Below are 13,769 nucleotides of genomic sequence, written 5' to 3' on the forward strand. Positions count from 1 at the left end.
ACTTAAAGAGTATGATGAAAGCACCAAGAAAAAAGGTTTTTATGCGCAAATTCTTAAAATGTGCTTTCTTGCTTTGATTGTGATTGTTGGGGCGATTTATTTTGGCAATATGTTCTTTGGGCAGTATTCGTTAGACACTATGCTTTCTTTAGAGGCTATGAAAGGGCAATTAAACAAGCAAATTTTACTACTTAAGGAGCAAAATGCTAAAGCACAAAAAGAATATTTTGAATTACAAGGACTTTACCCTGATGAAAAAAAATAAGTGGATTTTGTTTTTTTTGATTTTCGGCTTTATTTATGCAAATGAAAATCCTTTCGGTGGCGAACAAAATGCTAGTATTGTAACTCCAGCACCTTTTGTAAGGGGTGATGCGAAATTTAATTCTAATGCAAGAATTTTAAAAAGTATCAGCTTTAATTATATTAATTTAGACGGCACAGAAGATACCCTTGTGCTAGATGTTAATAAAAGCATAGATTGGCACGATACCTACACCATAATGCGTTCTAAAAGTCCCGAGCCATCTAAAATTTTAGATGTTTCTGTCACCATACCTAAGGGAAGTGCAGATGCAAATCTTTCTATGGAGGTAGAGCTTCCAATTCAAAGCGGAAGCATAGATAAGCTTTTAACTTATAGTATTTATAAAAATAAAATTCGTCTCAATGCAAATGACGAGTTGATGTCCGATTTTTCTATAGGCAATCCTAGCAAAATCGTAATGGACTTTAAATCAGAACAAATAAGTCCTAGCAAAATCGTAAGGATAAAAAATTCTTTTTTTAAAAGATTGGATTTTGGCTCACATAAGGGGTACTATCGTTTAGTATTATATTTAGATGGTAAGTATAATTACAAAATAGAAAAAGACGCGAGTGGCTACACAATCTTTGTTTTATAAAATTTTTACTCTTGCTTTTTTGGCTTATTTTGCCTTAGCGGATGAGGTGCTTTTGCTTAATAAATTTGAGCCAAAGCATTTTAAGGATGTTAATTTAAGCACATATTTAATGAGCGAGAAGCTTGACGGAGTGCGAGGAATTTGGGATGGGAAGGATTTTAAAAGCAGGAAAAATCACCCCATAAAAAGCCCTGAATATTTTAGAAAAAATTTGCCTCCTTTTGCGCTTGATGGGGAGCTTTATTTGGGTAAAAATTCTTTTGATGCGATTTCTGCTTTAATTCGAAAAGATGATGAGGAAAATTTACTTTGGAAAAAGGTAAGCTACAATGTCTTTGATGTGCCAGAGGCTTGTGAGGAATTTAAGCTTTATCCTTGCTCTCTTGAAAATAGACTGCGTGTTTTAGAGAAGTATTTAGAAAAATATCCAAATCCTTACATAAAAATTATTCCTCATTTTGAAATTAAAAGTCAAAAAAATTTGGAGGAATTTTATCAAAAAGTGCTTAAAGAGGGTGGAGAAGGGGTTGTTATTAGAAAAAATAATGCCCCTTATGAAAAAGGACGCAGTTATAATGCCTTTAAGCTCAAGCCCTATGAAGATGCGGAATGTAAAGTTGTAGGATATACGCAAGGCAAGGGGAAATTTGAAGGCAAGGTCGGTGCTTTACTTTGTCAAATGCCAAATGGTAAAATCATCAAAATCGGCTCAGGCTTAAAGGATAAAGATAGGGCAAATCCCCCAGAGGTGAATGCCACCATCACTTATAAATTTAGCGGACTAACGAAAAATAATTTGCCGCGCTTCCCTGTATTTTTACGCATTAGAGAGCCTCAGTCCTTACAATGAGACTTTGGGGAAGTTTAAAGAGGCGTATGAGCTCTTCTTCTTTTTGACGCATTTCACCTTTATCTACTTCGTGGTCAAATCCTAGTAAATGTAGCATTGCGTGGATAAAAAGTAAAGCAATTTCCTCATCTAGACTATGATGAAGCTCTTTGGCTTTTTCTTGTGCTAGAGTTTTGTTGATAACTATGCTACCAAGTGGGAGAGCGGAATTTACAGCTTCAAGGGGGAAAGATAGCACATCTGTGCTTTTGTTTTTGCCTCTATGTTTAAGATTAAGCTCTTTCATTTCTTCATCTTCCACAAAGATAAGTTCAACATCTTTAGGGCTTAAGAAATTTGCGATATTTTGTAAAAATTCACATTCTTCTTCACATAGTATCATTTGAAATCCTTGAAATTTGGGTGTTATTATATATTTTTTACAAGATAAATTGATAAGGGCTTATAAAAGCCCTTAAATTAAAGATTTTTCAGCATAGTTTCATAAGCTTTTTGAGTGCCAGAACGCACCTGAGACATTAAGCTTACTATAATGATAACAAGACTTGCACACACAAAACCCGGCACGATTTCATAGATAGGGAAGCCCAAAGCTGCTGCTAGATAGTTCTTCCAAGCAACCACTACGACCGCCCCTGTAATCATACCTGCGATTGCTCCTAAACGCGTCATTCTACTCCAAAAGAGCGAAAAGAGCATTACAGAGCCAAAACTCGCTCCAAATCCAGCCCACGCATAAGCAACGATGCTTAAAACGCTTGAATTTTTGTCTGTTGAAATAAGAAAAGCGATAAGGGCTACAAGTAAAACGCCTATCCTACCTAGTTTCATTACCATTTGCGAACTTGCATCTTGTTTGAAAATGCGGCGGTAAAAATCTTCCGCCAAAGTTGAGCTAGAAACTAAAAGCTGCGAACTCGCTGTACTCATAATTGCGGCTAAAATTGCACTTAGTAAAATTCCAGCTATCCAAGGATTAAATAATAATTGACTCATAACGATAAATATTTTTTCAGGGTCTTGCAAATTTAAATTAAATTTATGCACATATGCTATCCCCAAAATCCCTATAAAACAAGCCCCTATAAGAGAAATCACCATCCAAGAAATCCCCACAAAAGTCGCCGTTGGTATATCTTTTGTAGAGCGGATAGACATAAAGCGCACTAGAATGTGAGGCTGTCCAAAATACCCAAGCCCCCAAGCAAGAGCTGAGATGATAGAGATAGCAGAAATTCCCTCGCCCATAGATAAATTTTGCGGTTTGATTTCGCTCACGATGTTTATAGCGGCTTCATAGCCACCTAGATTTGAAAGCATTACCAAAGGCACGACAATTAATGCGCTCATCATTAAAAGCCCTTGAATCATATCCGTCCAGCATACCGCCTTATATCCGCCTAAAAAAGTATAAAGCACGATGATAAATGTGCCTGTGGTAAGTGCGTGGGTGTAGTCAATGCCAAAAGTGCTTTCAAATAATTTCGCTCCACCTACAAGTCCAGAAGAAACATAAAAGGTAAAAAATACTAAAATTACTATCGCACACACGATACGCAAAATATGCTTATCATCATCAAAACGCGTTTCAAAATAATCTGGAATTGTAATACTATTAGCAATCACACTTGTATAAATTCTAAGTCTTTTTGCCACAAAAATCCAGTTTAAAAATGCCCCTATACTCAGTCCTATGGCAATGTAGCTTTCCACAAAGCCGCTCACATACAAAGCACCCGGTAAGCCCATCAAAAGCCAACCGCTCATATCGCTCGCCCCAGCAGAAAGAGCTGAGACCACAGGACCTAGAGAGCGCCCCCCTAGGAAATAATCCTCTGTATTTTTATTTTTCTTATAAAAGTAAAAACCTATGAAAAGCATCAGTGCCGAATAGGCGATAAAAGTGATAGCAATTTCTGTATTAATTTGCACAATTTCCATTTTCTCTCCTTTTTAATGTTTTAAGGCGCGTATGCCGAGATTCCCATAGCGATGATAGGATATGCTTAACGCCTTTTCGTTGTGATAATAGAGTAGCTCAAAGCGTCCATTCAGCAAGGGCTTTTCACGGATAATGATTTTCGCCTCTTTTGCAGCGGCTTGATAGAGTGGGTCGCTTTTATCCGCCTTAGCGTGATAGCGGATTCTCTCAAATGAAGCCATTTTAGCGATAAAGTCTTCCTTGCTCTCCTTTGCAAATTCCGCATTAAGCCCCACTGCCTTGCATAGCTCTTTAGCTAGGGCGATTTGCTCGTGAGATTCATAGCTGATAGATAGCGGGACATCAGCGGTATTTGCTCCCAGAATCACGCCCAAAATATCTTGCAAACTATCATCATCACTCACTCTAAAGCCGCAATTTTTGATTTTTGTATAGGAGAAAAGATTATCCTCGCCGCGGATATGCACATAGTCCTTTGCCACGCTAAATTCGTGCCTGTGATGATAGGCATAGGATTGCGCCATTATTTTTGCATTTTCTAGGGCTTGTTTATCGCTTTTTTCCGCGCTTATATCAAGCTTTTGCATGGCTTGTGAGAAGTGATTCCCCGATAGATTCTCATCAGATTCTGATTCTATATCCATAAACTGCGTGATGTAGTTATAAATCCCCACCTTTCTCCCAAAGCCGATAGCGGACTTTTTCACCCCACCAAAAGGCTGACGCAGCACGATAGCACCAGTGGTTGGCTTATTGATATAGATATTTCCCGCTTCAATGTGCGTGTGGAAATACTCCCACTCTCTTTCATCTAGGCTTTCAAACCCAGCCGTAAGCCCATAGCCTGTGGCATTGACTATCTCAATAGCATCTTGCAAATCTTTTGCCTTCATCACGCTAAGAATAGGCGCGAAAAGCTCATTCATATGCGTGAAAGCTCCCCTTTTCACGCCGTATTTAATGCCCGGTGTCATAAGGTGTGGATTGTCATTCACAAATGTAGGCTTTAATGCCCACTCCTCGCCAGATTCTAGCTCGTTTATAGCTTTTAGCACTTTCTCACTTGGTTTATCACACAGTGCGCCGAGTTTATTTTTAAATACAAATGGACTTCCCACGGCAAGCGATTGCGCGGCATCTACAAGGGCTTTTTTAAACTCCTCATCATTATAGACTTCATCTTCTAGCACAAGCAGCGAAGTAGCCGAGCATTTTTGCCCAGAATTTGAAAACGCGGAGTGGATAATGTTTTTCACCGCGCTATCCCTATCGGCAAATTTTGATACGATGGTGGCATTTTTACCCCCTGTCTCAGCACTTAAAAGCAAAGTAGGATTTGCCTTTAACATCGCATACGCCGTATCCTCTCCGCCTGTAAGAATAGAGAATTTCACCGCTTCATCGCTTAAAAGATAAGTAGAAATATCCCTGCCCTTTGCAGGCAAGAATATTAGCGCATCTTTTGGAATCCCAGCGTCCCAGAAACACTCGCAAAGCTTATAGCCTGTGAGCGTGGAGAGTGAAGAGGGCTTATAAATCACCACATTCCCAGCCGCTAAGGGCGCGGCAATGGTCCCCACAGAAATGCCCACAGGGAAATTCCACGGCGCGATAGTAACGCCTATGCCTTTGGGTTTAAAGGTCGTTTTGGGATTTTGCGATTTGAGCTTTTCTAGTGAATGCGGATAAAACTCCACAAAGTCAATCGCCTCACTCACCTCTGGGTCAATCTCTAAAAATGTCTTGCCCGTTTCAAGCGCAGCTATACCGATTAAATCCCCCCTGCGTTCGCGTAAAAGCTGCGCGGCTTTTGAAAGAATCTTATAAATCTCATCACTACTTTTTTGAGAAAAGTTAGAATCTTTTGCTACTTTTAACGCGTGGGCGATTTGTTTTTCCCCTGCGAGATAGGCTCTGCCGATAGGGCGATTCTCAATTTTATCTCCCACTTCTAGAGCATTTAGATTCTCCTGTGTGAAGTCCATATCCCCAGCCACAGGATAGACATTAAAATGCGTTAAATTCTCGTATTTTGCCTTGATTTCTTGCGCCCATAGGCGATTTTGTGGCAGGATAAAATCCGTATCGCTTTCATTGTTAAACTGCTTACTCTCATACGAGCTTAGCACTTTTTGCACCTTTGTCCTATCTTGCTTTCTGTGCGTGGAGTTATCAAGGCTAGCAATACCTTTAAGAGAATCTAAAAAGAGATTTTTTTGCTCCTCCCACGCTTTGGAGCTCACTTTGAGATTGAAAAAATGGCGCATAAAATTATCTTCGCTTGTGTTTTCATCTAAACGGCGCACAAGGTAAGCAATGGCGTTATTAAAATGCGCTTCATCACACACAGGCGCGTATAAAATGAGATTGTGCATTTTAGATAGCTCATAAGAGCATTGCAAGCTCATACCCTCTAGCATTTCAAAAGTAAAGCTCTCACCCGCTCCAGCTTCCATAATACGCGTATAGGCATAGGCGATTTCAAAGATATTATGACTTGCAATACCGATGTTAATGTATTTGTAATTTTCATTTTCTAGGACTAAATCTAGCATTTTGTTGTAGTTGCTATCAGTGTCAATCTTGCGATGAAAGGTCGGTAGCTCCCAGCCTCTTTGGCTTGCTATGGTCTCTTCACTCTCCATATTTGCACCCTTAACAAAGCGGATTTTAATAGGCTTCATTCCCTTCTCAACCCGCTCTTTTGAAAAGGCAAGCAGAATCTTAAGATACTCATAAGAATCTGGGATATAAGCCTGCAGCACGATTCCAGCTTTGATGTCAAATTTACTCACACTCTCCATAAACGCCGCCACAGTCAGCTCTAAATCCCTAAACTCCTCCATATCAAGATTGATAAATTTGCTCACACCCTGCCTTTTCTCCTCTTCAAGTGCTAGAGCGTAGAGCGTATCAAGCCGTTTTACCACTTCAGCCTTAGAGTAGTCAAAATCTATAATGTTAATCTGTGAAAAAATCGTAGTGATTTTGATAGAAATGTAAGTGATGTAGCTTGATTTTAGGGCTTCTTCGTATTTTTGCATTCGGTAATGGCTCTCCGCCTCGCCCAGCACCTCTTCGCCGATGAGATTGACATTAAGCGTGATATTTTGCTCACTCTTGCGTTTAGCGATGTGAGGCGATAAAAAGCTTTCATTAGAATCTAGCACCATAGCCTTAGTATCATTACGCAAATGCGAGATGAAAAATGGCACGCTAAGCTTAGGGACAAATCGCCCAGCATTCAAAAAGCAAAGAAGCAAAAATTTCTCAAACGCAGAGAAAAAGTCCGCTATGCCAAATTTATGCAGTGTATGCTCTATAAGCTCAAAGCTCGCTGCCCTATCCTTGCAGCGAAAGGAGCGGTCTAGCAGCTCTATCAGCATTACTTTATTTTGGGGATTATTTAGGAGCTTTTGCATTTTGGCGTGAAATGCTCGCTCGCTAGAAGAGAGATTCTGCTCTATTTTATTTTGTAGCGTTTCGGCTAGGGCTAGGGATTTTTGTATCATTTTGTAATATCCTTTTTAAGTCAGTTTTCTAAATGATACAATTAAAGATTAATTTTTGCTTTCCAAGTTTTATTTTTACGCTTAGATTTTTGCTCTTATGTATAGTTTGGTAACATTTAAAATTTAAAGAATTGAAATTTCACACTTCTCTTTTGTCTCGCAATTTCCTATAATTTTTGCGTCAATTCCCTCATTATTAAGAGCCTGAAGTAAATTTTGAGAATTTTTTTCATCGATGGTAATTAAAAGCCCACCAGAAGTTTCAGGACTGCAAAATAAAAGGGCTTCTTCTTGCAAATGCGGACAGATTGTTTTTATAAATTCATAGTTTTGATAAGCCCCCGCTGGGATTAAGCCCATATCAAAATAATCCCTCACGCCTTTTAAAAGCGGAATTGTATCTTTAAATAGTGTAATGGAAATTTGAGGATTTAGCATTTCTCTTAAATGTCCCAAAAGTCCAAAGCCTGTTACATCACTCATTGCACTAGCGTTAAATTTTACCGCCAAACGACTTGCTTTTAGGTTGAGAGAAAGCATACTTTCAAGCATACTTTCAAGGTGTATTTGTTTTAAAATCCCCCCTTTTAAAGCCGTGCTTAAAATTCCAACGCCCAAAGGTTTGGTTAAGATGATGACATCACCTATTTTTGCGGTGTTATTTGCGATGAATTTATTAGGATGCACCCTGCCTGTTACGCTTAATCCAAAAAACATTTCTGTGCTTTCTATGGTGTGTCCGCCTAGAGTTAGGGTGTTTGCCTCTTTGACTTTATCATTTGCCCCTTGCAAAATTTCTTGCAAAATTTCTAAATTGTGATTTTTACTATCAAATCCTACGATATTTAAAGCATTTATCGCCTCAGCACCCATAGCAAAAATATCACTTAAAGCATTTGCCGCAGCGATAGCTCCAAAATGATAAGCGCTATCCACAATGGGCGTGATAAAATCAAGACTTTGCACGAGGGCTAAATTTTCGTCTATCTTATAAATACTCGCATCTTCGTTGTTGCCGATACCACTAAGCAAAGCGGGGCTTGTTTGCATAAAGTTTAGGATTGTTTTAAGACCGCACGGGCTTAACTTCGCTGCTCAACCTGCCGCTTTAACAAAGTGGGTTAAATTTTGATTTTTATATTTCATTGAAGCCTTATAAAGTGATGATTTTTGCTTTGCTAAAAAGCTCATTTAAAGTGGCATAAGCATTGCCTATGGTGCCGATTTTTAGTTCCTTAGTTTTGCCAAAAAATTCTAAACACGCTCCACAGCTTATAATTTCTATGCCAAATTTCTCAAGCTCAAGCATAGCTTCGTGGGCTTTGTGGTTTTTATCGGTATTTATCAAAACGCTTTCATTGACGCAAATTATCTTACTAGGGCGATTTTCCAAGCTTTTTAGTGTGGATAAAAAGCCGACAAGTAAATTTTCGCCTAGTTCCCCCTCTCCCACTTTAGTGCTTTTAAGAAATAAAATGCTTTCATTTTGCGTTTCATCAAAGCTTAATTCACAAGTGCTTTTTTGCACTTTTATACAAAATTCCTCGCCATTTTCCTCGCAAGTGTGGGCTAAATTTAAGGAAGTTAAAAATTTCATTACATTATTTTTTGACACGCTAGAATTTAAAAGAATTTCTAGCTCATCATCATTTTCAAGTTTTTCTAGGGCGTTTTTTGTTTCTATAACGGGCTTGGGACAAGCAAGATTACGGCAGTCAATTTTCATTGTTTTTCCTCTTATTGATTTGATTTTTGTCTTCCTCTTTGAAAAATAGTTCTTTAAAGCGCTTGTTGGCATATTCTTCAATGTCTTTTTGTAAGATAGTGTAATTTTCCATTAATTCTAAGGCTTTTGGTGTGAGTTTTGTGCCCGATTTACTTGAACGCCCTTGTCTCGATTTAACAAGCACCTCTTGAGAATTTAGCTGAAGCGTTTGTAAATGCGTCCAAGCTTTTTTATAATTTATCCCCATAAGTTTAGAGGCGTGAAGTAAGCTTCCTGTTTGTGCGATGAGTTCCAAAAGCTCGGTTTTGCCCTTGCCAAAAAGCAAATCCCCATCCGCATTTTCTATCCAAGTTTTTGTTTTTACGACAAATTGCTTTCCTCTTTTTTCTTTAAAGCAACCTAATTTGCAGTATTTTACATCTATTTTGTAGGTTTTAAGACTTGAGCGGACATTTTTAAGCCCAAAGCCTTGTTTGGCAACATCTCTTGCGTCTTTGCAAAAAATGCGTTTTTTCTCATCTAAAAAAGGCTCAAGAGCCTTTAGTGTTTCGATTTTGCCTTTTTCAAAATCTAGATGTCCAAATTGTCCTAATTCACAATTATCAATGCGAATTCCATTTTCGTTAGCGATTTTGCCGATTTCTTCGACTTTTTTATCAAATTTTTTAGCGATTTTAAACGCTGTTCCGCAGTCTAGTTTCTCGTTGCTATTTAAAAGCTCTTTCATATAATTTACAATTTCATTCATCAATTCTAAATTCTCCGTTGTAAATGTTGATTTTATCTTCTCTTGCAAAGCCACAAAGGGTGAGATTAAATTTCCTCGCTATCATCACGCCAAGGCAAGTTGGTGCGGTGCGTGAAACAAGCACTGGGATTTTGTGCATTACCGCTTTTGCTACCATTTCGGAGCTTAATCTCCCACTCACCATTAAAAAACAATCTTGCAAATCAACCCCCGCAAGTCTTGCTTTGCCAAGTGCTTTATCTATAGTGTTGTGCTGGGCGATGTCCTCGCCGATGAAAAAGCTTTTTTCATCAACAAAAAGTTTTGCCGTATGCACACAGCCTGTTTTTTCGTATAAATCACATTGCGTATAAAATTCGCCCATTTGTTTAAGAATTTGTGTTTTGCTAAATTTGGCTTTAGAGTTGATTTGACTTGCTTGTATGGCTTCTGGGTCGATGTTTGCCGTGTGCGCTCTCCCACACCCACTAATGACAACGCCCTCAGCATTAAGTTTTGCTAAATTTGCTTCATCAATTTTTGCTTTGATATGAACGCTCATTCCGTCATTTTGGCTTTCTATGTTTTGTATATCGCTTACTTTAGCGATGATATTTTCACTCATTAAATAACCCACCGCTAAGGCTTGTTCGTCTGTGGGTGTAGCCATTAAAGCACCGATTTTTTCATCATTGACAAAAATTTCAAGCTTAATTTCACGCACTAAAGTATCTTCGCAAATGAGCCTCTCATCGCCCCTATATTTTACAATCTCGGTTGTAAATAAAGCCTCCATAGCCTCCGCCTTAAGTTTTTTTTATTATATTCCGCTTTTATAATTCTAGTAATTTCTTTGCCAAATCATCGTTAATTCTTAAAACATTTCGACAATTATAAGCATTAACTTCATCTAAATATCCTAGATTGCTTTTAATGTTTTTTCGCATAAAAACAACAAATTCTCTACATTTTTCATTTCTTTCATCTCTTTTACTCATCATACAATTTGCTACTTCTTTAAAATCGCTCAAATGGGGGGGGGAACCCCCCCCCCCCCCACTTATGAAAGTTCAATAATTTTTTACTTTTTAACTTCTAATGCTAATTTTTCTAAAACTTCAAGTTCTTTTTGAAGCTCCGCATTTTTATTTTTCAATTCTTCAAGGGAAAGATTATTTGAAACAGCTTTTACTCTTTTTATCAAATTTCTTTTATCTTTTTTTAATAATTTTGCTTTCTTTATTTTTTTTTCATTCAACTTTGATTTTAAATTTAATAAGAAACTTTTAAATTCATCAGCATTAAATTCCCTGTTTAGCTTTAATAGAAAAAAAATATTTCTAAGAAATTTTGGGTATTCGCTTCTTCCATTAAGCCAATTATTCGCAACATTTGAGCTTAAATAACCCATTTTTCTTAAAAATCCTGAATCACTGCTAAAACCAGCTTCTGCTCTTAATTGCTTAAATTCTTCTTTCGTCATAAAGTTATTATATAAAATTGTTGCTTAATTTTTGCTTATAGCTCAATGAACCCTACGGTTTCATTTCGAGTTTTGTGAGCCTAAGGTCTCACAAAAATGCGGGCTAACGCCCTTGAAAAAAAGGGGGAAAGGGAGAGAATATGGGCGAGGGGGGGGGTTAAATGTTTTTAGTTTTTATTATATTAAGCTTTTTTAAGTGTTTTTAGTATATAATTTTAACAATAACAACAAAGAAAGGAAACCAGAAAAATGGTAAATGTTAAAGAATTAGAAGAGCTAAGAGCCGAGAACGAAAGGCACGACTATTTAAGGGCTTATTGCGAAGTTGTAGAGAGTGCGGAGGCAAAACTTTACCCAGTTAATATTAACTGGGCTTTAAATTATGTTAAGGATTATAATTTATGTGCTTATGATAATTATTACAGTGCGGGAATTTACTTAAGCGAGGCTCTTGAATCTTTCCAAGAAAAATACGAGGACATCGAAAAAAGCAAAGAATATAAGGAATTTATAGGGCGAGAAGGTTTATTTTTAGCCATAGGGGATAAAGTTTTAGAAGAGGCAAACAGCTTTTTAGAAAGTCATGGCTTAAAAGAATTTAACGAAGTTGATTTTTTTAGTGATGGAGTAAGTTTAAGTATAGACACCAATCAAGAGCATTTAAAAGAGGAATTAGACACACTTTTAAAAGAACTTGATTTAAACAAAATCGAACAAGAATTAAGCGGAAGAGATTTAAAAGACGAAAGCTTTTTAAATCTTAAACACCTTATTTATTTGATTAACGAGGCTTATGGGGATTAGAATCCCCTTAAGAAAGGTTAAAAATGAAAAACTTAGAAACAATTAAAGCCTACATAAAGGCTTTAAAAGAACAAGGACACCTTAAAGAGGACGAGGAGATAAAAACGCTTTTAAATATGGTTTTAAATACCAATTTACAAAGCGAGGATTTAAAGAGTTTAGAAAGTTTTAAAACTTTCTTTTTTGAAAACTTTAAAAAATGTAAGGCTTGCCATTTTATAGAAAACATTAAGGGGCTTGACTTAGGTTATTGTTATGAATGTAATACATTTTTAAACAAAAAAGGAGCATAAAATGAATTTAGCACAAAGAATTAAGCAAATTGATTTAATAGGGCTTAACAGCCTTAATAAGTTTAAAACAAGTTATGTAGAGCTTAACGCCCTTGCTTGCTATTTAGATTTAGATTTTTTCCAAAACAAAAACGACTTTTATTTATTTAAACGAAAAAGTTTAATTTATAAGGCAAAAAGCCCCAAACAAATCAAAGAATTTTTAAAAAGCCTTTTAAAACAAAAACTAGACTTAAAGGCAAAAAAAGAAGCAAAAAAAGCGGATTTTTTAAGAGCTAAGGCACTTAAAAAAGAAAAACACACGAGGGAAATTATAAGAGCTAATCAAGGCGGCTTATTTTCTAGTGAAATGTTAGTTAGTTATTTAGCTAAGAGAGGGGGCGTGAAAAAGCCCCCTTATGAAAACATAAGAAAGGAAACAAGATGAAAGAATTAATTTTAAATTAATTAAAAAATATTTTAAAATAATTTAAAATATATGTAAAAATAAAAAAGGCTTCACCAAGCCGAGCAAAAAAGCAAAAAGGATTAAAATGAAAAAAGAATTAAGGAAAAAAGCGTTTAAAAGCTTTGCTTTATGGTTTGTGCTTATTAACTTTCTAGGAATAGGTTTAAATGCTTTGCTTTATTATTTTGATTTGCCAAACCAAATAGAATATGTGCTTTTTAATATTGATAATGTGGCAGTGATGAGTTTAGTGGTATTTATTTATGTGATGATGAGCTTGTTGCTTTATTTGGCAATTAATTTAAATCATTTCTTTAAAAGTATAGATAAGTGAAGTCGTGGGAAAAAATCCCACACTTGTTAGCTTCTATCATCTAAATAGACATAAGTTGCAAACTTACAATTTTTTCTATTAATCACATCGACTATTTTTGTATCTTCGGGATATAAAGATTCCACTATATCATGTGGATATTTTTTTCCAGCTTTGACTTCTTCTAAAATTTTTTCTTCTTCAAGATTAAATTTTTCAAAACACCATTTAGCTTTCTTTGTGGCTTCTTCTCTATTGTCCTCATAATACTTTACATCTTTAACTATGGTATCTTCCATATCTCCACAAGCACTTAAAATAAACCAGCTGTCAAAGCAACCAAACCTAATTTTGTCAATTTCATTTTTACTCCTTTAAGATTTAATTATTTTTTGTTTCAATTTTAAAATTTTAGCCTCTAAAGCTTTATTTTCTTTAATTAGAGCAAGTATTTTTTTACTTTCCTCTAATTCTTTTAAAACTTCTTCTTTTTTCTTTTCTAAACTATCTTCTTTTAAGAAATCAAAATTACCTCCTTGTGCCTCATATTTATTTTTCAATTCTATTAAAAGGTTTAAAATAGGCTCTACATAATTTGGAATGGAATATCTTTCAACTAACCAACCATATTCTATACTTTGCTTTTCACAACAAATTAGTTCAGCAAAAAAATCAACACTAAGCCCAAGCTTTTCTAATCTATCAACAAACATTTCTTTTTTCATACTTTTAAAATTATATATAATTATCATTAATTTTTACTTAA

18 protein-coding genes are annotated in these 13,769 nt (G+C 36.2%); 7 read left to right on the forward strand and 11 right to left on the reverse strand.

The features are described from left to right. Positions 1–58: 58 nt before the first annotated feature. From CHELV3228_RS00490 to CHELV3228_RS00500, 3 genes are read left to right on the forward strand one after another with little or no spacing between them, the layout of a single operon-like run. Positions 59–265, forward strand: a complete 207-nt coding sequence (locus tag CHELV3228_RS00490) for a hypothetical protein (protein WP_082199044.1) — start codon at positions 59–61, stop codon at positions 263–265. Then, positions 252–905, forward strand: coding sequence for a glycoprotein CgpA (cgpA, locus tag CHELV3228_RS00495; protein WP_082199045.1), 654 nt, complete (start codon positions 252–254; stop codon positions 903–905). The genes CHELV3228_RS00490 and cgpA overlap by 14 nt, the downstream gene beginning before the upstream one ends. Then, complete coding sequence (locus tag CHELV3228_RS00500) at positions 880–1,755, forward strand: DNA ligase (protein WP_082199046.1); 876 nt, start codon at positions 880–882, stop codon at positions 1,753–1,755. Before cgpA ends, CHELV3228_RS00500 begins: the two co-directional genes overlap by 26 nt. On the opposite strand, the gene ybeY is transcribed toward CHELV3228_RS00500, so the two are convergent. The 9 genes from ybeY to CHELV3228_RS00540 all read right to left on the reverse strand — a co-directional run bounded on the left by ybeY (position 1,730) and on the right by CHELV3228_RS00540 (position 11,145). Continuing rightward, positions 1,730–2,137, reverse strand: a complete 408-nt coding sequence (gene ybeY, locus CHELV3228_RS00505; protein WP_082199047.1) for an rRNA maturation RNase YbeY — start codon at positions 2,135–2,137, stop codon at positions 1,730–1,732. The two genes, CHELV3228_RS00500 and ybeY, sit on opposite strands and share 26 nt — an antisense overlap. Before the next feature lie 77 nt (positions 2,138–2,214). After that, positions 2,215–3,696, reverse strand: coding sequence for a sodium/proline symporter PutP (putP, locus tag CHELV3228_RS00510; protein WP_082199048.1), 1,482 nt, complete (start codon positions 3,694–3,696; stop codon positions 2,215–2,217). A 12-nt stretch (positions 3,697–3,708) separates the two neighbouring features. Next, complete coding sequence (locus CHELV3228_RS00515) at positions 3,709–7,209, reverse strand: proline dehydrogenase family protein (protein WP_082199049.1); 3,501 nt, start codon at positions 7,207–7,209, stop codon at positions 3,709–3,711. Between the two features lie 123 nt (positions 7,210–7,332). Beyond that, positions 7,333–8,355, reverse strand: a complete 1,023-nt coding sequence (gene selD / locus CHELV3228_RS00520; protein ID WP_082200714.1) for a selenide, water dikinase SelD — start codon at positions 8,353–8,355, stop codon at positions 7,333–7,335. 7 nt (positions 8,356–8,362) lie between these two features. After that, complete coding sequence (gene yedF / locus CHELV3228_RS00525) at positions 8,363–8,935, reverse strand: sulfurtransferase-like selenium metabolism protein YedF (protein WP_082199050.1); 573 nt, start codon at positions 8,933–8,935, stop codon at positions 8,363–8,365. Beyond that, complete coding sequence (locus CHELV3228_RS00530; RefSeq protein ID WP_082199051.1) at positions 8,925–9,683, reverse strand: winged helix-turn-helix domain-containing protein; 759 nt, start codon at positions 9,681–9,683, stop codon at positions 8,925–8,927. Before CHELV3228_RS00530 ends, yedF begins: the two co-directional genes overlap by 11 nt. Further along, the gene (fdhD, locus tag CHELV3228_RS00535; RefSeq protein ID WP_082199052.1) at positions 9,676–10,458 is read right to left on the reverse strand and encodes a formate dehydrogenase accessory sulfurtransferase FdhD; all 783 of its coding nucleotides are present in this window, start codon (positions 10,456–10,458) and stop codon (positions 9,676–9,678) included. Before fdhD ends, CHELV3228_RS00530 begins: the two co-directional genes overlap by 8 nt. A 37-nt stretch (positions 10,459–10,495) precedes the next feature. Beyond that, positions 10,496–10,663 (reverse strand): hypothetical protein, encoded by a 168-nt coding sequence (locus CHELV3228_RS09975; RefSeq protein ID WP_156890187.1) that lies wholly within the window; start codon positions 10,661–10,663, stop codon positions 10,496–10,498. An 80-nt stretch (positions 10,664–10,743) separates the two neighbouring features. Continuing rightward, positions 10,744–11,145, reverse strand: a complete 402-nt coding sequence (locus tag CHELV3228_RS00540) for a hypothetical protein (protein ID WP_082199053.1) — start codon at positions 11,143–11,145, stop codon at positions 10,744–10,746. Positions 11,146–11,394: 249 nt separating this feature from the next. Here CHELV3228_RS00540 and CHELV3228_RS00545 point away from each other — a divergent pair, with 249 nt between their 5' ends. From CHELV3228_RS00545 to CHELV3228_RS00560, 4 genes are all read left to right on the forward strand, one after another. Continuing rightward, positions 11,395–11,949: a hypothetical protein gene (locus tag CHELV3228_RS00545; RefSeq protein ID WP_082199054.1), complete on the forward strand. Its 555-nt coding sequence runs from the start codon at positions 11,395–11,397 to the stop codon at positions 11,947–11,949. A 23-nt stretch (positions 11,950–11,972) separates the two neighbouring features. Further along, positions 11,973–12,242: a hypothetical protein gene (locus CHELV3228_RS00550; RefSeq protein WP_082199055.1), complete on the forward strand. Its 270-nt coding sequence runs from the start codon at positions 11,973–11,975 to the stop codon at positions 12,240–12,242. Position 12,243: 1 nt separating this feature from the next. Then, a complete protein-coding gene (locus CHELV3228_RS00555; protein ID WP_082199056.1) occupies positions 12,244–12,669 on the forward strand; it encodes a hypothetical protein in 426 nt (141 codons plus the stop codon). Positions 12,670–12,775: 106 nt separating this feature from the next. Then, positions 12,776–13,024 (forward strand): hypothetical protein, encoded by a 249-nt coding sequence (locus tag CHELV3228_RS00560; RefSeq protein ID WP_082199057.1) that lies wholly within the window; start codon positions 12,776–12,778, stop codon positions 13,022–13,024. A 26-nt stretch (positions 13,025–13,050) separates the two neighbouring features. Here the strand turns inward: CHELV3228_RS00560 and CHELV3228_RS00565 are convergent, their stop codons facing one another. Continuing rightward, positions 13,051–13,302 carry a hypothetical protein gene (locus tag CHELV3228_RS00565; RefSeq protein WP_082199058.1) on the reverse strand — a complete coding sequence of 84 codons (252 nt, stop codon included), beginning with the start codon at positions 13,300–13,302 and terminating at the stop codon, positions 13,051–13,053. A gap of 75 nt (positions 13,303–13,377) precedes the next feature. Beyond that, entirely contained in the window at positions 13,378–13,728 is a 351-nt protein-coding gene (locus CHELV3228_RS00570) for a hypothetical protein (RefSeq protein WP_115588742.1), read from the reverse strand. Between the last annotated feature and the right edge of the window lie 41 nt (positions 13,729–13,769).

Source organism: Campylobacter helveticus (genome assembly GCF_002080395.1).
GTDB lineage: Bacteria > Campylobacterota > Campylobacteria > Campylobacterales > Campylobacteraceae > Campylobacter_D > Campylobacter_D helveticus.

Excerpts from the sequence above, each read along its gene's own strand:
- CHELV3228_RS00490 (WP_082199044.1), top strand. The coding sequence starts at position 59 with ATGTGCTTTCTTGCTTTGATTGTGATTGTTGGGGCGATTTATTTTGGC.
- cgpA (WP_082199045.1), top strand. The coding sequence starts at position 252 with ATGAAAAAAAATAAGTGGATTTTGTTTTTTTTGATTTTCGGCTTTATT.
- ybeY (WP_082199047.1), bottom strand. The coding sequence starts at position 2,137 with ATGATACTATGTGAAGAAGAATGTGAATTTTTACAAAATATCGCAAAT.
- putP (WP_082199048.1), bottom strand. The coding sequence starts at position 3,696 with ATGGAAATTGTGCAAATTAATACAGAAATTGCTATCACTTTTATCGCC.
- CHELV3228_RS00515 (WP_082199049.1), bottom strand. The coding sequence starts at position 7,209 with ATGATACAAAAATCCCTAGCCCTAGCCGAAACGCTACAAAATAAAATA.
- yedF (WP_082199050.1), bottom strand. The coding sequence starts at position 8,935 with ATGAAAATTGACTGCCGTAATCTTGCTTGTCCCAAGCCCGTTATAGAA.
- CHELV3228_RS00530 (WP_082199051.1), bottom strand. The coding sequence starts at position 9,683 with ATGAATGAAATTGTAAATTATATGAAAGAGCTTTTAAATAGCAACGAG.
- fdhD (WP_082199052.1), bottom strand. The coding sequence starts at position 10,458 with ATGGAGGCTTTATTTACAACCGAGATTGTAAAATATAGGGGCGATGAG.
- CHELV3228_RS09975 (WP_156890187.1), bottom strand. The coding sequence starts at position 10,663 with ATGATGAGTAAAAGAGATGAAAGAAATGAAAAATGTAGAGAATTTGTT.
- CHELV3228_RS00540 (WP_082199053.1), bottom strand. The coding sequence starts at position 11,145 with ATGACGAAAGAAGAATTTAAGCAATTAAGAGCAGAAGCTGGTTTTAGC.
- CHELV3228_RS00545 (WP_082199054.1), top strand. The coding sequence starts at position 11,395 with ATGGTAAATGTTAAAGAATTAGAAGAGCTAAGAGCCGAGAACGAAAGG.
- CHELV3228_RS00550 (WP_082199055.1), top strand. The coding sequence starts at position 11,973 with ATGAAAAACTTAGAAACAATTAAAGCCTACATAAAGGCTTTAAAAGAA.
- CHELV3228_RS00555 (WP_082199056.1), top strand. The coding sequence starts at position 12,244 with ATGAATTTAGCACAAAGAATTAAGCAAATTGATTTAATAGGGCTTAAC.
- CHELV3228_RS00560 (WP_082199057.1), top strand. The coding sequence starts at position 12,776 with ATGAAAAAAGAATTAAGGAAAAAAGCGTTTAAAAGCTTTGCTTTATGG.
- CHELV3228_RS00565 (WP_082199058.1), bottom strand. The coding sequence starts at position 13,302 with ATGGAAGATACCATAGTTAAAGATGTAAAGTATTATGAGGACAATAGA.
- CHELV3228_RS00570 (WP_115588742.1), bottom strand. The coding sequence starts at position 13,728 with ATGAAAAAAGAAATGTTTGTTGATAGATTAGAAAAGCTTGGGCTTAGT.